Genomic DNA, 16,497 nt, shown 5'->3' with positions numbered 1-16,497 from the left:
TATAAAATAATGACAGATAATATATACAATATATTTTCTACCAAAAATACTTAAATATTCAGTAAAAATAATTTAGTAGAATTAACTTTAAAAATATTTTATAATATTTTGATTCTTATTTGTTTACAGGAAAAATAAAAGTAGAATTTTCTTTTTCTAAGGTGTCAAATTGTTTTAGGTAAACTTTAATAGTATCAGAAACGACTGTACCCACATAACCAACACTTGTTCTTTGCTCTTCTAAGTCTTCTTTAAATTTTTTGAATAAGTTGTTAGCTTTTTTAGCTATTTCTTCTGCTTTATGAGACCTAATCGCTTGAATAATAGTATTTTGATGAGTACTTACTTGTTTTTCTACAAGTTTAGATAACTCACTTTTGAGGTCTTTATAATTCTTAGGATTTTGGTGGGTTGTATGAAAAAAAGCTATCATTGTTTCTACAGCCTCACCAATATTTATATTGTGATATTCACACAAAGCATCTAAGTTTTTCTTACTCTCTTCACTTATTTTCAAACTTTTAGCGTTCATAATCTTTCTTTATTTTTTTGTGGAGTAGAAAGTTCCTTGATAAAAACCTCCATTTTAGCTATATATTTTTCAAAATATTCAATTTTTTTCTTGATATTTTCATCCTCAGGATTTAGCTTTAAAATAGTTTCTAAATTCTTTTTTCTTAATAATAGACTGGATTTCTTGTTTTTAAGAAGCTCTGGGTTAAAATATTTCTCTAAAGTAAACTGAATAGTTTCACTCATACTATCTTCATTGATTTCAGAGAACATTTCAAGGATTTCAGCATAAATAAGGGTAACTCTTGCTCCAATTTGTATCTTTTTGGGTTTTATAAAACACTTGTTTTCATTTTCAAAACATATTATATTATTATGTTATAAACTGATAACTTTTGAAAATAAATGTTCTAAACTGTTATTTTAATGCTACAAAGTGTTTTTTTGGCTACTTTAACAGTTTTTTAGAACAAATCCATGTTTTTTAATTAAAAATTTTGTTGGAATCATTATTTTTTCAAGAAAATAGTTTTGAATATAAAACAAATAAGGTTGTTTTAGTACTTAAACTATTGATTATTCCATTTTTATATTTTTGAAAACTTTATTGTATATTTGCATCATATATCTAATATTTGAATATATGAAACTATTTTTAACCTTTATAACTATTATTTGGGGTATTAGTAAAGCCTACTGCCAACAACCTCTTACTAATTTTCAGCCTGCTGATATGGTGCTTGGACGACCAGATTTTACTTCTACAAGCAATGATTGTGAAATTTTTAATATTCAAAGCCCAACTCATGTTGCTATTAGTTCTAAAGGAATTATTGCAGCAAATGAACAAAGTTATGGTAAAGTTAAACTCTGGACACAACCATATTCATATAATGGACAACCCTCTGATTTAGTATTGGGTAAATTCTCAAATACTTTTTGTGATGCTCAAGTAATGGTTGCTGACTATTATTTGACTAGTTGTGATGGAATAGCATTTTCTCCTGATGGAAATAAAATATTAGCATCTGATTCTTACAATAACAGAATTTTGATATGGAATACGATCCCTACTACGAATGGGAAAGCTGCCGATGTTGTAATTGGTCAAGTAAACTTTACTACAAATAGTGCTGGAACTTCAAGCACCAAGTTAAGATATCCAACAGCATTATATGTGACTCCAGATGGCAGATTAATTGTAAGTGACAGAAATAATCATAGAATTTTGATATGGAATACAATACCTACTACCAATGGAAAAGCTGCTGATATAGTCATTGGACAAGTTGACTTTAATAGTAATGAGGCTGGTACTTCAAGTAGTAAGCTTAAAAGTCCTTGGGGGGTTTACATATCTCCTGATGGAAAATTATTTGTAGCAGATACAAATAATGATCGTGTTATGGTATGGAATTCAATACCGACTACTAATGGACAACCTGCTGATATAGTTATAGGACAAGCAGACTTTAATACAGTTACATCTGGTACATCTTCCACATTAATGAATAAGCCTAGTGGGGTAACTGTATCTCCTACAGGAAGATTGGTGGTAGGGGAATTTGCCAATAATAGAGCTTTAGTATATAACTCCATTCCCACCACTAATGGACAACCTGCTGATGTGGTGCTAGGACAAGCAGATTTTAGTACATCCACTTATTATCATCCTAACGGTTTTATTGATAACAAAAATATGGCTGAAATCTACAATGCTGCTTTTGATTTGTATGGTAGATTATTTGTTGTGGGTAGGTTTATGGATAGAGCTTTGATTTTTGGAACAACCCCAACACAACAATCTAATATAGGAATATCTGTTACCACTTCTAACACCAATCCCTGTAAAAACTCTAGAATAAGTCTTACCTTTACGCTTACCAATCATGGAACCCAAACTGTGAATAACATAGTTGCTACAGGAGCTTTTCCAGTTGCTTTTTCTAATATTTCTCATAGCTTAAGTAGTGGCACTTATAACATGTCTTCTGGATACTGGAACATTCCATCTATTGCTCCTGGAGCAACACAAACCTTGACATTGGAAGGAGATGCTACAACCTCTGGAAATTTTAGAGCTTATGGTTCTATCTTATTATCAAGTCATTTAGATAATAATATGACAAATAATGGCACTTTTCTAGATTTCAATATTTCTAACTTTGCTGGTACAATTCAAAATAATACTTTGTCTAATGCAACTCAAGGTTTGTCTTACAGTGAAACACTCACTACTAATTTAACCTCACCTGTTTGGAGTTTATCAGAAGGTTCTTTGCCCAATGGACTTACATTTAATACCAGTACAGGAGAAATATCAGGAATACCCACTACAATAGGAACATTCCAGTTTAAAGTAAAAGCAAGTGCTGTATGTGTGCTAGAAAAAAGTTTTACAATTATTGTTAATTGCCCTAATTTAATATTCAATAACACATCAGTGAACAATGGTGTTGTAGGATTACCTTTTAATCTTGATGCAGGGGTAACAGGAAATACATTACCTCTTACATATTCTATTAATCCAAGTTTACCTGCTGGATTAAGCTTAGATACCAATACTGGATTGATATCAGGTACTCCTGAAATCAGTTCTCCTAATACAACTTATACAGTTACTGCTTCTCAAGGCTTGGGAGGGAGTTGTCAAAAGGTTCAGACTTATACTTTTGCTATCAATTGTCCTAACTTAACATTTAATAATACATCTGTGAGTAATGGAGTAGTAGGAACAAGTTTTAGCCTTGATGCAAGCGTAGCAGGCAATACACAACCTTTAATGTACTCTATTACTCCAAGTTTACCTGCTGGATTAAGCTTAGATACTAATACTGGATTAATATCAGGGACTCCTGTAATCAGTTCTCCTAATACAACTTATACAGCTACTGCTTCTCAAAATAATGGTGCATGTAGCGTATCACAAACTTATATTTTTGCTATTAATTGCCCACCTTTAATTTTTACAAATACATCTGCTTCTACAGTAATTGTAGGTGTCAATTATAATCTTGATGTAAGTGTAACAGGCAATACACAACCCTTAACTTATTCAATTATCCCAAGTTTACCATCTGGATTAAGTTTAGATACCAATACTGGATTAATATCAGGGACTCCTACAACAAGTACACCCAACACAACTTATACAGTTACAGCTTCCCAAAACAGTGGTGCATGTAGTATTTCACAAACATATACTTTTGCTGTTAATTGTCCACCATTAACTTTTGTCAATCCAAATACTAACTTTGGAATTGTGGGTGTAAGTTATAGTCTCAATGCAAGTGTGGTTGGTAATACACAACCTTTAACTTACTCCATTGCTCCCAGTTTACCTGCTGGATTGAGTCTAAACACAACCACAGGGATGGTTACAGGAATGCCTACAAACATAAGTTCTTTAACTTCTTATACAGTTACAGCCTCTCAAAACAATAGTAACTGCCTTATTACTAAGGTTTATGATATAGCTATTGATTGTCCAAACACACAGATACAACCTAGTATTCTTTCAAATGCAAAACAATATGTAGATTATACTCAGAATATTTCACAAACAGGCTTAGTTGGAAATATAACATGGTCTGTTGTAGGTGGAAATTTACCCATAGGATTTACTTTAAATTCATCTACTGGTATCATTAGTGGAAAAACGAATTCTTTTGGAGTATTTCACTTTGTAGTCGAAGCAAGTACAGAAGCGTGTATTTCCACAAAAACATACTCCTTAAATATCATTGCTTATGAAGCTATTTTGGATGTAACAGACATTTTAGATTTTGGAGATGTATTTATAGGTGAATCTAGTAAGAAAACTATTAGAATTAAGAATACAGGTGTAGATGTCCTTCAAATTAAAGGTATCACATCCAACTCTTTAGTTTTTAAAGGTCAATGGTTAGGAGATATTCTATCAAATCAAACTCAACAGGTAGAGATTGAATTTACGCCTATAAAAGAAGAAAGTTATGAAGGTTTTATTAAAATTTCAAGTAATGCAACACAAGGAGATTCTTCATTTATAGTAAAGGGTAGAGGTATAAAAAAGCCCATATTGCCTTGGGAGGTAAGTGTATCACCCAATCCAACTTTAAATGAAATAAATATTCAAATACAAAGCCCAACTTCTAATGAATTGATTTGGACATTAAGAAATGTTTTAGGGCAGACTTTAAAGGTTGGCAAAAAAACCGTTTCATCAGAAATATTCAAGTTTGCCATAGAATTAAATCAATTTCCACAAGGAATGTATCTATTACAAATTGAAGATGGTTTTATTAAAAAGACAATTAAAATACAAAAACTATGATTTTGAGAAAGTTAGAATTTTTGATATTTTCTAAAAAAAACAAACTACCTGCTTACTCACTTACAGAGCTTTTAGTAGTACTTGTAATTATTGGTATCTTGATACTCATGGCATTACCTGTATTAATGCCTTTGATAAGTAAAACCAGAAGTTTAGAAGCAAAACAAGCTTTACAGCATCTTCACTCTTTACAAAAAGCTTATTTTTATGAGCATGCCAAATACTCCAATAGCTTAGATGATATAGGCTTTGAACAAGAGAAATTATCAGGAGACGGAGATACTGGAAAAGCTAATTATCGTATAGAAGTTATAGGAGCAAGTAAAACAACATTTACAGCAAAAGCTACAGCTGTTGTAGATTTTGATGGAGATGGTCAAATGAATGTTTGGGAGATAGATCATGAAGGAAATCTAAAAGAAGTAGTGAAAGACTAATGATGATTTTATTTTTAAATATTATATATCTAATCATCCTATTAATCATTTTTATTGAAGACCTACAAAAAAGAACAATCTCTATCATCTTTATTGTTATCTTGGCTCTTATAAGCTTTACAGAATCTATAATATTAAATGGTTGGTATTTTTGGGAAGATTTGTTATTAAATTGTTTCTTGATAGTTTTAATTTCAGTTTTTATAACTATCTATTTTTATATCAAAAATAAATTACAAGGCATCAAAAATGCTATAGGGTTGGGTGACATATTGTTTGTAACAATACTTACACTAAAGTTCTCATTTTTTAACTTTATATTATTTATACCTTTTAGTCTAATATTTTCTTTGATATTACATTTATTGTGTAGCTTTGCAAAAAAATATAATAAAAAATTAATTCCTTTAGCAGGATTTCAAGCTTTTTTGCTTTTTATATTGATCTTAGGGAATTTATTACATTTATGGGGCGACTTGTGTCGAGATGAAAATATTACTTTGAAAACTTTATATGGTTTATAATCAATTTATATCACTTTCTCCAGAACAAATACAAATCATATCAAAGGAACAGGCATGGCATTATAAAATAATACCCAATTATAATCACAGCCATGAAATATGTTTTTTTATTGATAAATCTAATGATATTTCTCAAATACAAGAAGAATTAGAAGTTTTATTCGGGAAAAAAGTTCTCTTAGAACTTACAGAATCTCTAATCATTTCAAGAACTTTATCTCAATACTATTTTAAAGAAGAAGATAAACAAAGTCTAAGTAAAGGTTCTATCAGTACAGAAAGCAATGATTTTTTGCTTGATTTGGTTCAAGAAGCAAAAGTATTGAGAAGTAGTGATATACATTTTGAAGTTTATGAAGAAAAATGTAGAATTAGAATAAGAATAGATGGTTCATTGGTTGAACGTTATGTCATTATTAAAACGGATTATCCTTCTCTAATTAATCGTGTTAAAATATTAGCCAATTTAGATATAGCAGAAAAAAGATTACCCCAAGATGGTAGAATATTCTTTCAAAATGGAGATAAAAAGTTTGATATCAGGGTATCTGTAGTACCTACTCTTTATGGTGAAAAAGTAGTAATGCGTCTTTTGGGTAATAATGCAAGCCATTTGGATATTGTAAATATCGGTTTGTCTGAAATTGAATTAGAGAATTATTTAACAGGTGTTCAAAAATCAAATGGTATTGTTTTAATTAGTGGTCCAACAGGATCAGGAAAGACAACAACTTTATACGCAACTTTAAAGTATCTCAACAAAGAAAACAGGAACATACTGACAATAGAGGATCCCATAGAATATACCTTGGAGGGTATCAATCAGGTACAGTTAAAGGAAAGCATAGGTTTAAACTTTTCTAGTGCTTTAAGAACATTCTTAAGACAAGACCCTGATATTATCATGGTTGGAGAGATTAGAGATGTTGAAACTGCCCAAATGGCTATTCGTGCAGCTCTTACAGGACACTTAGTACTTTCTACAATACATACTAACTCAGCATGGGGAACAGTACAGAGACTAGCAGATATGGGAGTCCCTGCATACTTATTATCTAATACTCTAAATTTAACAGTTGCACAAAGATTGATAAAACTTTTGTGTAATAATTGTAAAGAAGAAGAGAGTTTTGAAAATTCTAATGTTAAATTACCCAGAAACTATATTCCTCCTAAAAAAATAACTAAACATTATACACCTAAAGGTTGTGAACATTGCTTTTATACTGGCTATAAAGGCAGAAGAGCCATTTATGAAGTTATACTAATAGATCAGGATTTATCAAAATCTATACGTAGTAATGAATTTGACATAAAAAATATTTTAGAACAAAAAAATATAAAAAGTTTAGCAGATAATGCTTTTGAATTACTCGAAAAAGGAGAAACTTCTTTGGAGGAAGTTTATCCTATATTGTTGGGTTAGAGTTTGTATTTTATTTCTATTCTTGTTGCCTATTTATACACATGGGCAAACAAATAATTATACTGAAAGAATAGCGAAAATTCAACAAAAACTAAACGATTTAGCAAACACAGGTAATAAAGGTCTCAAAGAATTAGCTAATTTTTCTGTGAGTGATGCTCCTATACAAGATTTTTTGCGTAGTGTTGCAGAAACGCATAATCTTAATATCAGTATTGACCCTAATATAAAAGTATTGATAACCAATAATTTTACGAATGCAAGTGTCATCAATATTTTGTTGTATTTATGTCAAGAGTATGAATTGGATATTAGGTTTTTTGGCAATATTTTATCATTTGTAAAATATGTACCTACACAAGAAAAAGTAGCTTATAGCCCCAAAAAATTAAAACTTATTTATGATGATATTAAAGATTGGGTTTCTGTAGATTTGGCTAATGATAGTTTAAGCCTTTTTGCTAAACAAATCACACAATTAACACATAAAAATGTTTTGGTGGCTTCTGGTGTGCCACCTAAACTTCTATCAGCTTATGTAGAAAAAATGCCTTTTAAGAAAGGCTTAGAAAAGATAGCTCTTACAAATGGATTAGTTTTATCCCAAACAGATGATAGTACATATATTTTAGAACTGCCTGCTGGAGAAATAGATAAAAATGGGAAACAAATAACAAACAATATTTCTTCTAATAATTCTAAAAAGAAAACAGAAATAGCTGATGGAGCATCTTTAAAGATAAACAAACAAAATGGCAATACCTTTATTGATATAGATGCTATAAATACCCCTATAGCAGATTTAATTAAAATGATTTCTTCTGAGTTGGGAATCAATTATGTATTATTTTCAGATGTGAAAGGTAATACAACACTCAGAGTAAAGAATATTACTTATGATAGTTTTCTCTCTCTTATTTTACAAGGAACAGCACACACCTATAAAACTTCGCAAGGGGTCTATTTAATAGGAGAGCGTGTTTCAGAAGGTTTTAGAAGTGTAAGTCTTGTGAAATTAGCTCATCGCCCTTCAGAAAAAATAGATGAAATGATCCCTAAAGAACTCAAACAAGGGGTAGAAATAAAAGTAATGGAAGAATTGAATGCTGTTATTTTGAGTGGGAGTAGTCCACAAATTCAAGAAATTAAATTGTTTTTACAAGCAATAGATCAACCTGTAAAAAATGTACTTATAGAAGTAATTGTAGTTGAGATAAGGAAAGGGAATACTATTAAAACAGGCATAAAAGCTGGCGTTTCTGATAGCACAGTCAGAACAGGAGGTGAAATATTATCAGGATTAGATTTTACATTAGGTTCAAAAGCTATTAATCGTTTTTTATCAACATTAAGTAGTGGGGCAGGTATCAATATTGGCAGAGTAACCTCTAATTTCTATCTTACGCTTCAAGCATTAGAAACTAACGAAAATCTACAAGTTCGCTCTACACCAAAACTTTCAACCTTAAATGGACATGAGGCTAATCTTACAATAGGTCAGTCTGTTTATTATGTTGAACAAACTCAAAATATTAATCCTGGTGTTACACCTATTACAACCATTACACAAAGATTTCAAAGGGTTAATGCAGACTTGAATATAAAAATAAATCCCAAAGTCTCAGAAGATGAGAATATTACACTTGATGTATCTGCTGAATTTTCAGATTTTATTCCTCCAACAGTGAATGGTGCTCCTCCAGGAAACGCAACTAGAAAATTTACTTCTAAAATCAGAGTAAAAAATGAGGAAATGATAGTTTTAGGAGGTTTAGAGGAAGCGAGACAGTCTAATTCTGGTTCGGGTGTCCCTTTGCTTTCAAGAATACCAATTTTAAAATGGCTTTTTAGTTCTAGAACCAAAACAAAGCAAAAAAACAAGTTGGTAGTCTTTATTAAACCTACTTTAATCCATTAATCCAATGAAATCATTTTTTACATCTCCTAAAGAGATTTTGGGTGTAGAGATAAGCTTTGGTAATAGTGGATTATCAATTAGAGTATGTCATTTGGTGTTTGATAAAAATACTATATCTATACATCATAAAAAAGTCTATACAGATTGGCAAAAGTGTCTCAAAGAAGAAAGTAAGAGCATTCCTTGGACTATTTGTGTTACAGGCAAAGGCATCATCAATAAGACTATCAACCACCAAATAGAGGGACTATCAATAGAGCAAATTGCTAATAATGCAATTCCCAATATAGTTTTAAAAGATTTTTACATTCAACTATATAACAAAGAATTAGGGAAAACAGCTTTTTTATCTATTATTAGAAAGGAAACTATAGATTCGTTACTAAATGATGCAGGAAAAGAAGGAGTATATATTGTTGAACTGTGTTTAGGAGGTTTTATTTGTAATACCATATCTTCCATATTAACTGAGTGGCAAAATAAAGATATTTTTCTAGAAAATGGTCATGTTTCTATCAAGAATGATATTGTTCAGAGCTATCAATACCAAGAAAACAATCAAATACAAAACTATACAATAGGAGAAGAAATTATAGAAAACACTTATTTATTGGCTTATGCAACAGGTTTATGTTTTTTAATAGATACCTTCCAAGCTTTATTTACAATAAATGTAGTATCTGTTAAAGAAAACAATTTAGAATGGAAAGCCAAAAAAAGATTCAAGAATATATCTTTAACTTTATTAATTACATTTTTTATAACTTTGTTGATAAATTTTTTGCTTTTTTATCAATTTCAACAAAAAAACAATGTACTTAATGAGCAAATTGGCAGTAACAAATCCACTTTAGAACAAATTGAGAAATTACAAAAGAACTTAAAAGAGAAAGAAATTTTAGTCAAAAATTATAATTTAGGTAATAGTAAACATAGTTTCTATGCTGATAGGTTGGCATCAAGTGTACCAAATAGTATTATACTCAAAGAGATGTTCATAAACCCTGTAGATGATCTCATTTTAAGACAAGATAAAAAATATCAATTTACTAACAATGTGATTTTATTGAAAGGTATATCCAAAGAAGCAGTTGTTTTCAATCAATGGATTCAAAAATTATCTACAATAGATTGGATAAAATCAGTAGAAAACAAGAATTATACTTATGATAATGCTAAAAAACATGCTAATTTTGAAATCATAATTACTTTGTAAATGTTTGATTTAAAATCATATAGAAATAAAAATAAATTACTTATAATAGGAAGTATATTATTTGTTATTTTGGCTTATTTTTTATCTTTTAGCAAAACCCTTGATCTATACATTCAAAATAAAGGTTTAGAAAAAAAAGCAATACTTTCTCAGAATGCTCCTGAAAAAATAAGAAATTTGAAAAAACAATTAGGAATTTATGAAGCAAAGATGCAAAAGTTTGGACAGGATTCTCTCAGTAAAGATGAGTATAGATTAAATATTCTTACACAACTTTGTAAAGAGAATAATGTAGTAATGGTATCACTTCCTGAATCATTTTTTCAGAAAGAAGCAACAGAATCCATAGAAACGCAAGAAATTAAGCTTAGAGGTAATTTTATTGACTTATTAAAACTTATATATACAATTGAGTATAAAACATCTTTGGGGATGCTTGCTTCAGTAAAGTTTGTTACAGAAGAAGATAGAAGAATGAGGGTTCAATATTTGTACGCTTATCTATATATTCAAAATTTAAAAAATAGAAAGAATGAAAACTAGTTGGATTATTATCCTTGTATTATTTTTATTATGGGGATGTGGTGAAATTATAGAAATTGATATTACCAACAAAAATGTGGTTTTAGTAGCACCAACAGATAGTGCCTTAGTAGAAAGTTCATCACTTTCTCTCAAGTGGCAATCAATAGATGGTGCAAAATCTTATAAAGTACAAGTTGCTTCCCCCAACTTTGACAATCCTATTAAATTTTGGGAAGATAAAATAATAGAAGACACAACCTTAGAAGTAGAACTTGATTCTGGACGATTTCAATGGAGAGTGCAAGCTCTTAATAATGGGTATGCAACAAAATGGGCTACAAGAAATTTATGGATAAGCCCTAATGCAAATTTATCAAATCAAATATTTGCCTTGACTAAACCTACTAACAATACTTTGTCAAATTCGCAAGACATTACATTTGAATGGAAAAAGCTGCCCACAGCTCAAAGATATTTATTCCAAATACTGTCTCCAACAAAATTTGATACATTGATTACTACAAACACAAATACTTTTACCAAAACATTTGCAAATACTTCACAAACATATACTTGGAAAGTAACTGCACTCAATAGTGTAAGCCTCAAAGAGTCTGCTACATTTGGATTTAGCCTAGATTTTACATTACCTACTACTCCCAATCTCGTAAACCCTGCTGATAACACTATATTTACAACTTATCCAATCACATTAAGTTGGAGTAGAACAGCAACAGATGTAGATGTAGATAGTTTATTTGTCTATAATAATAGTTCCCAAATTGTATCAGGTTTCCCAAAAGCTGTAACCAATACAAGCTTTGATATTACAAATGCAATGGGCTTAACAGTTGGACAATATAAATGGGCTGTAAAATCTATAGATAGAGCAGGTAATAAAAGTCCTCTTTCTATTCAAAGGCAATTTAGAATACAATAATGAAGAATAAAAAACTAACCCCTTTCTTATTAGTGGCAGTCCTATTGGTTTGGGGAGCAATTATTTATCAGTTAGCAAATACTTTGTTTGGAGATGACACCTCTGATACAAATGTATCATCTAATCAAATGGTTAAAAAGAATGTAGTAGAAGATGATTCTATCAAAATTGAGCTATTAGCAAATTATAGAGACCCTTTTTTAGATGTTTCCTATATTGCAAATGCTGAAAATAGTACTCCTATTGCTTATGAAAAGCCTAAATATAACTATCAGCCTATTAAACCTCAAAAAGAAATAAAATTAGAAAAATCTTCTACCCCAAAAGATGCACAGATATTATATAAAGGTCTTGTTGAAAATAAAGATGTAGGTAGTAAAGTGGCTATTATTCAGATCAATGGAAAGCAGCATTTGTTAAAAGAAGGCTCAGAGGCTCATGGGGTGAAGGTAAAAGGTATTCAAAAAGATTATTTAGAAATTATTTATCAAAACAAAAAACATATCATAAAAAAATGAACAGAAATACAGTAATTTTTGGTAGCATTTTGCTTGCAGGACTTATAGGGATTTATATTTTACACTTTACACAAAAACAAAACATTGTATTTGTTGATTCCAGCAAATTAATGACAGGTTATTTAGCCATGAAAGATGCTCGTGAAACTTATGACCAAAAAGTAAATAATTGGAAAGCAAGCTTGGACACCTTAAAATCTGAAATGGATAAATCTATATTTTTATATAGAACAGATTCAGCTAAAATGAGTCTTGATGAAAGAAAAAGGTCTATTACTCTGATTACAAGACAAAGAGACCAATATATACGCTATCAGCAAGTCATCCAAGCTAAATCTGAAGAAGAAGATTTAAAAATATCCCAAAGAGTACTTGAAAAAGCTGATGCTTTTATCCAAAAATATGGAAAAGAAAAAGGCTATGGAATGGTTTTGGTACTTTCTTCGGCTGGTGTAATAGCTTATTCCAAAGATGCTTATAATGTTACTGATGAAGTATTAGAAGGTTTAAATGCTGAATATAAAGCTGATAGAGTAGGAAACAATACAACTATCAAAAAAGATTCTACTTCCAAAAAATAAAATACCATGAAATTATTCAAATTGATATGGTTATTAATAGGTGTAAGTTACTCTCTTCAAGCACAAAAATTATCTAAAATGCTTGAAGAGGCTACTAATACCCAAAAAATTACACTTACAAGTGGTGATTCTGTTATCATTTTTCATGTTGTTGGTGAACCTAAAGAAATTAAACCCCAAAAAGAACGCTTTTATTGGTGGTATAGTGGTGGAAAATTAAAAAACACACAAGGTGGATATAGTGGGAAGCTTTTGAATGGAACCTATTTACTACAAACTAGTAATAAAGATATTTTAATGGAGGGCAATCTAAAATATGGCTTAAAAATAGGTGTTTGGAAATCGTGGTATCCACAAACAGGACATTTACAAAGTATTGAATCTTGGAAAAATGGCTTATTAAATGGTAAAGTAGAAAGATTCTCTGAAGATGGGAGAACGCTTTTATATAAAAACTATTATAAAAACGGATTTCTACATGGTAAAAATATAGATTACTCTCAAGATAAAAAAACGATAACAGCATTTTATATCAAAGGAATACAAAATGGGAAATTTACAGAGTTAAATGCTCAAGATTCCACCCTCACAAAAGGGAAATATAAAAATGGTTTAAAGAATGGTTGGTTGTATGTTTATAAACAAGGAAAGCAAAGCCCAATTCAAAAAAAGTTTTATAAAAATGGACAAGAAATCATTCTTCCACAAAAAGTGGCTAAACCTGTTAAAAAGACAATAAAACTTCAAGAAAAAGTTGTTAAACAGGAAAAATTAAAAAAGAAAGAAAAATAATGAATTACAAAATAGGAGAACATTTGCTTGCAGATTTCCTAAAACTGTAGTATTTAAACCTTCACAATAAAACGTTCGTCAATTTATTCTTACAACCTTATTTGAGAAACATAAACTTTCTTAAATAAGGTTGCTTTTTTTTAGTGTATGAAAATCTACTACATATATTTTTTATCTAAAATATTTCTAAATATAAAGTAATTTGAATTTCTTTATATAGAAATATTACTTAACTTTAAAAAAATATATATGTGATGGATATCTTTCAAAATAATCATCTTGTAATTCATCAAAATAAACACAAGTATCTGGTATCTGAAGTTTTGGATTCTTATAAAAAAGAATTATCTTCTAAAAAACAGACTATTAAATACACCTGTTATGCCAAAGCTCTTATGATGTTTTGCATAGAGCATAATTTAAGCATGTCTCCAATTGCTTTGAATCAATTTCTAGCTCATAGAAATATTTTATCCTCTTCTCTGAAAAGTATTATCAATCACTTTGTTAAATTCTGTAGTAAAAATCAAATAGAATATTTCCTTTATAAGAAACTTTTCAAAGGAGAGCATCCTTTTATTTTAAGGTTTATTGCCCAAACAGATTTTAAAAATGTCAATACAAAAAAAACTTATCTCAATCATATTAATGCTTTTTTTAGGCATCTAATAGAAGAGAACAAAGGATTTAGTTATGGAACGCTTAAAGATTATTTGCAAGAAGGGCTGGTCAGGAAATTGAGTGTATTTACTCTCAATATCAAACTTGCCAGTATTAAAAGTTTTGTGAGTTGGCTCATTGATCAAAATGACTTGATATCAGAGATTAATGATATTCAGATGAAAGATTTGGCGAATATTTTGAAAATGAAATCATTTAAAATCCCTAAAGAAACTTATCACAAAGAAAGCTTGAATATTAAAGAAAGAGATGAGCTATTAGCTAAAACAGATGAACTCAAGAGCAAACTAGCCATTTCGTTACAAGTATTTGAGGGTTTAAGAGCTTTTGAAGTATGTGCTATAGAGCTTAAGCACATTGATTTAGAAAATAACACTATTCTTGTAAAAGGAAAAGGACGTTATGTGGCTGATAAAATCAGGCTTTTTGAAAACACCAAAGAAGTATTGGTAGAATATCTAAGTAAAAACACTATTGGTTCTGATGGATTGATTTTTGGTAAAATGTCTTATCACAAACTCTATAAAATAGTTGATAAAGCCTACTTAAAACCTTTTGCAAAAGAAAAAAAAACTAAACTAAGCTTACATAGCTTGAGACACTCTGCTGCTCAAATCATGGTAGAAAAAGGAATAGATAAAGATTATATTCAGAAACAACTAAGGCATACAGACTACCAAACCACACAAATTTATATAAAAAAACAAGTTGATAAACTGTTTTTAGAAGAAATTCCGAAGAGGTTGTAGACCATATCCATTTAACTTTTCTTTGAAATTCATAGAAAATCGTAAATAGTGCCATTATCTAAACAAGGAAAATTCAAATAAGCCTTGATATGTGCAAATTGATTTATTTATGAAAAAATCAAAGCAGCAGCTTTTGGATTTTATAATAGACGAACTGACTATTCCATTCGAAACACTATTTCAGGAGATAGTTTTTTAACAGAAGTATCGAACTTTACACATCAGGACTCTAGATATATTACCAAAAAGAATGGTTGGCTTTTCAACTGAAACAGAATAATAAAAAAGGGGTTTTCAAGCTGACTATTGTTCATAATCCAATTATCATTCAAGGACTTTTGAGTGTGAGCAGAGAAAGTGACCATATGACAATATAAAATAAATCACTCGTTGTACAATTCAGATTTAGAATCTACCTACATAAATAAGGTGATAAAGAGAACATAAAATTTGGAAAGAATAAAATAAAGGGTATCCAAATTGAAATCCAATAAAAAGAATATTCTTATTGAATTTCAACTGTTTAAGGAAAGTGATAAATTTTAACAAATATAATCCTCCAATTCATTCAAGAAATTTTCTACTTCCTCAGACACATTATTTATTCGATTTCCTTGTAAGTTAAGCTTTTTCAAATTTTTAAGATTAATGATTTCCTTCGGTATTTTAGATATATAATTATTTTTAAGGTTTAATTCTTCAAGATTTTCCAATTCAAAAATTTCTTGGGGTATTTCAAATATATGGTGGTTATATATGCTTACTTTTCTCAATACTTGAAGCCTTTTTATGCTCTTTGGTATAATATTAAGAGTATAAGTAGAATATGTTCCATCGAGATAGATAGAACATAAATTAGTAAGTTTAGTAAAGGCTTCAAAATACTCTTCTTTTTGTTCAAATAGTGTTAAATGTGTTATCTCTGTAAATAATATCCCTTTTTTCCAAAGTAATTGCTCATCCTCTTTTAAACTATAGTTATCTTTAAGAGAACTAAATAAACCTATGACATCTATCCATTCATTTAAATCCATACAGAATTGTTTAGAAAAGTCCTCTGAATAAAAATTTTTAAGCAAAAGCGAACCAACATCATAAAAATTTTCCTGTAATAAGTTCATCGCAGCTCTTAGACCTTTCTTCTTCAAAATATAAGGTAATATTTTGCTAGGTGCAATGCCATTAATACTTCTCAGTTGGGGCAATTCAATAGGAATAGTTGCTAAAAATTCTGTCGGCAATTCCAAAAAACGCAATTTTTTGAGAGAATTCATACTTTCAGGCAATTTTTCAATAGGATTGTTTTTTAATTTGATTGAATATATATTTTCCAATTTATTTATTCCATGAGGCATTTTTTTA

14 protein-coding genes and 2 pseudogenes (2 of these 16 only partly in view) are annotated in these 16,497 nt (G+C 29.7%); 13 read left to right on the top strand and 3 right to left on the bottom strand.

Annotated features, from left to right (window positions below):
• Positions 1 to 115: 115 nt before the first annotated feature.
• On the bottom strand, positions 116 to 532 hold the full coding sequence (locus AD998_21235) for a hypothetical protein (protein ID KOY84391.1): 417 nt from the start codon (positions 530 to 532) through the stop codon (positions 116 to 118).
• Complete coding sequence (locus AD998_21230; protein ID KOY84390.1) at positions 529 to 786, bottom strand: hypothetical protein; 258 nt, start codon at positions 784 to 786, stop codon at positions 529 to 531. Before AD998_21230 ends, AD998_21235 begins: the two co-directional genes overlap by 4 nt.
• Positions 787 to 1,156: 370 nt before the next feature.
• On the opposite strand from AD998_21230, the gene AD998_21225 reads away from it, so the two are divergent.
• The 12 genes and pseudogenes from AD998_21225 to AD998_21170 all read left to right on the top strand — a co-directional run bounded on the left by AD998_21225 (position 1,157) and on the right by AD998_21170 (position 15,135).
• Complete coding sequence (locus AD998_21225; GenBank protein ID KOY84389.1) at positions 1,157 to 4,828, top strand: hypothetical protein; 3,672 nt, start codon at positions 1,157 to 1,159, stop codon at positions 4,826 to 4,828.
• A complete protein-coding gene (locus AD998_21220; GenBank protein KOY84388.1) occupies positions 4,825 to 5,265 on the top strand; it encodes a general secretion pathway protein GspG in 441 nt (146 codons plus the stop codon). Before AD998_21225 ends, AD998_21220 begins: the two co-directional genes overlap by 4 nt.
• Positions 5,265 to 5,789: a hypothetical protein gene (locus AD998_21215; protein KOY84387.1), complete on the top strand. Its 525-nt coding sequence runs from the start codon at positions 5,265 to 5,267 to the stop codon at positions 5,787 to 5,789. Before AD998_21220 ends, AD998_21215 begins: the two co-directional genes overlap by 1 nt.
• A complete protein-coding gene (locus AD998_21210; protein ID KOY84386.1) occupies positions 5,779 to 7,215 on the top strand; it encodes a general secretion pathway protein GspE in 1,437 nt (478 codons plus the stop codon). The genes AD998_21215 and AD998_21210 overlap by 11 nt, the downstream gene beginning before the upstream one ends.
• A gap of 79 nt (positions 7,216 to 7,294) precedes the next feature.
• On the top strand, positions 7,295 to 9,133 hold the full coding sequence (locus AD998_21205; GenBank protein ID KOY84408.1) for a hypothetical protein: 1,839 nt from the start codon (positions 7,295 to 7,297) through the stop codon (positions 9,131 to 9,133).
• A 4-nt stretch (positions 9,134 to 9,137) separates the two neighbouring features.
• Positions 9,138 to 10,349: a hypothetical protein gene (locus tag AD998_21200; GenBank protein ID KOY84385.1), complete on the top strand. Its 1,212-nt coding sequence runs from the start codon at positions 9,138 to 9,140 to the stop codon at positions 10,347 to 10,349.
• Entirely contained in the window at positions 10,350 to 10,892 is a 543-nt protein-coding gene (locus AD998_21195; GenBank protein ID KOY84384.1) for a hypothetical protein, read from the top strand.
• Positions 10,882 to 11,814 (top strand): hypothetical protein, encoded by a 933-nt coding sequence (locus AD998_21190; protein ID KOY84383.1) that lies wholly within the window; start codon positions 10,882 to 10,884, stop codon positions 11,812 to 11,814. The genes AD998_21195 and AD998_21190 overlap by 11 nt, the downstream gene beginning before the upstream one ends.
• A pseudogene (locus tag AD998_21185) lies at positions 11,814 to 12,017 on the top strand (hypothetical protein). The gene AD998_21190 and the pseudogene AD998_21185 overlap by 1 nt, the downstream one beginning before the upstream one ends.
• Before the next feature lie 311 nt (positions 12,018 to 12,328).
• Positions 12,329 to 12,844, top strand: a pseudogene (locus tag AD998_21180) (hypothetical protein).
• A 75-nt stretch (positions 12,845 to 12,919) separates the two neighbouring features.
• A complete protein-coding gene (locus tag AD998_21175) occupies positions 12,920 to 13,705 on the top strand; it encodes a hypothetical protein (protein KOY84382.1) in 786 nt (261 codons plus the stop codon).
• 254 nt (positions 13,706 to 13,959) lie between these two features.
• Positions 13,960 to 15,135, top strand: coding sequence for a hypothetical protein (locus tag AD998_21170; protein ID KOY84381.1), 1,176 nt, complete (start codon positions 13,960 to 13,962; stop codon positions 15,133 to 15,135).
• A 542-nt stretch (positions 15,136 to 15,677) separates the two neighbouring features.
• Here the strand turns inward: AD998_21170 and AD998_21165 are convergent.
• On the bottom strand, positions 15,678 to 16,497 hold the 3' portion of the coding sequence (locus AD998_21165) for a hypothetical protein (GenBank protein KOY84380.1). Its footprint extends 17 nt past the window's final position; only the last 820 of its 837 coding nucleotides appear in the window; the start codon falls outside the window, past its right edge; the stop codon is at positions 15,678 to 15,680.
• Positions 16,482 to 16,497 carry the 5' end (the start) of a hypothetical protein gene (locus AD998_21160; protein ID KOY84379.1) on the top strand. 626 nt of this gene lie beyond the right edge of the window, so 16 of the gene's 642 nt are visible here — the first part of the coding sequence; its start codon is at positions 16,482 to 16,484; its stop codon lies beyond the right edge, outside the window. The genes AD998_21165 and AD998_21160 overlap by 33 nt on opposite strands.

The organism is bacterium 336/3, assembly GCA_001281695.1.
Lineage (GTDB): Bacteria > Bacteroidota > Bacteroidia > Cytophagales > Thermonemataceae > Raineya.
This window is presented reverse-complemented; position numbering and strand designations above follow the sequence as displayed.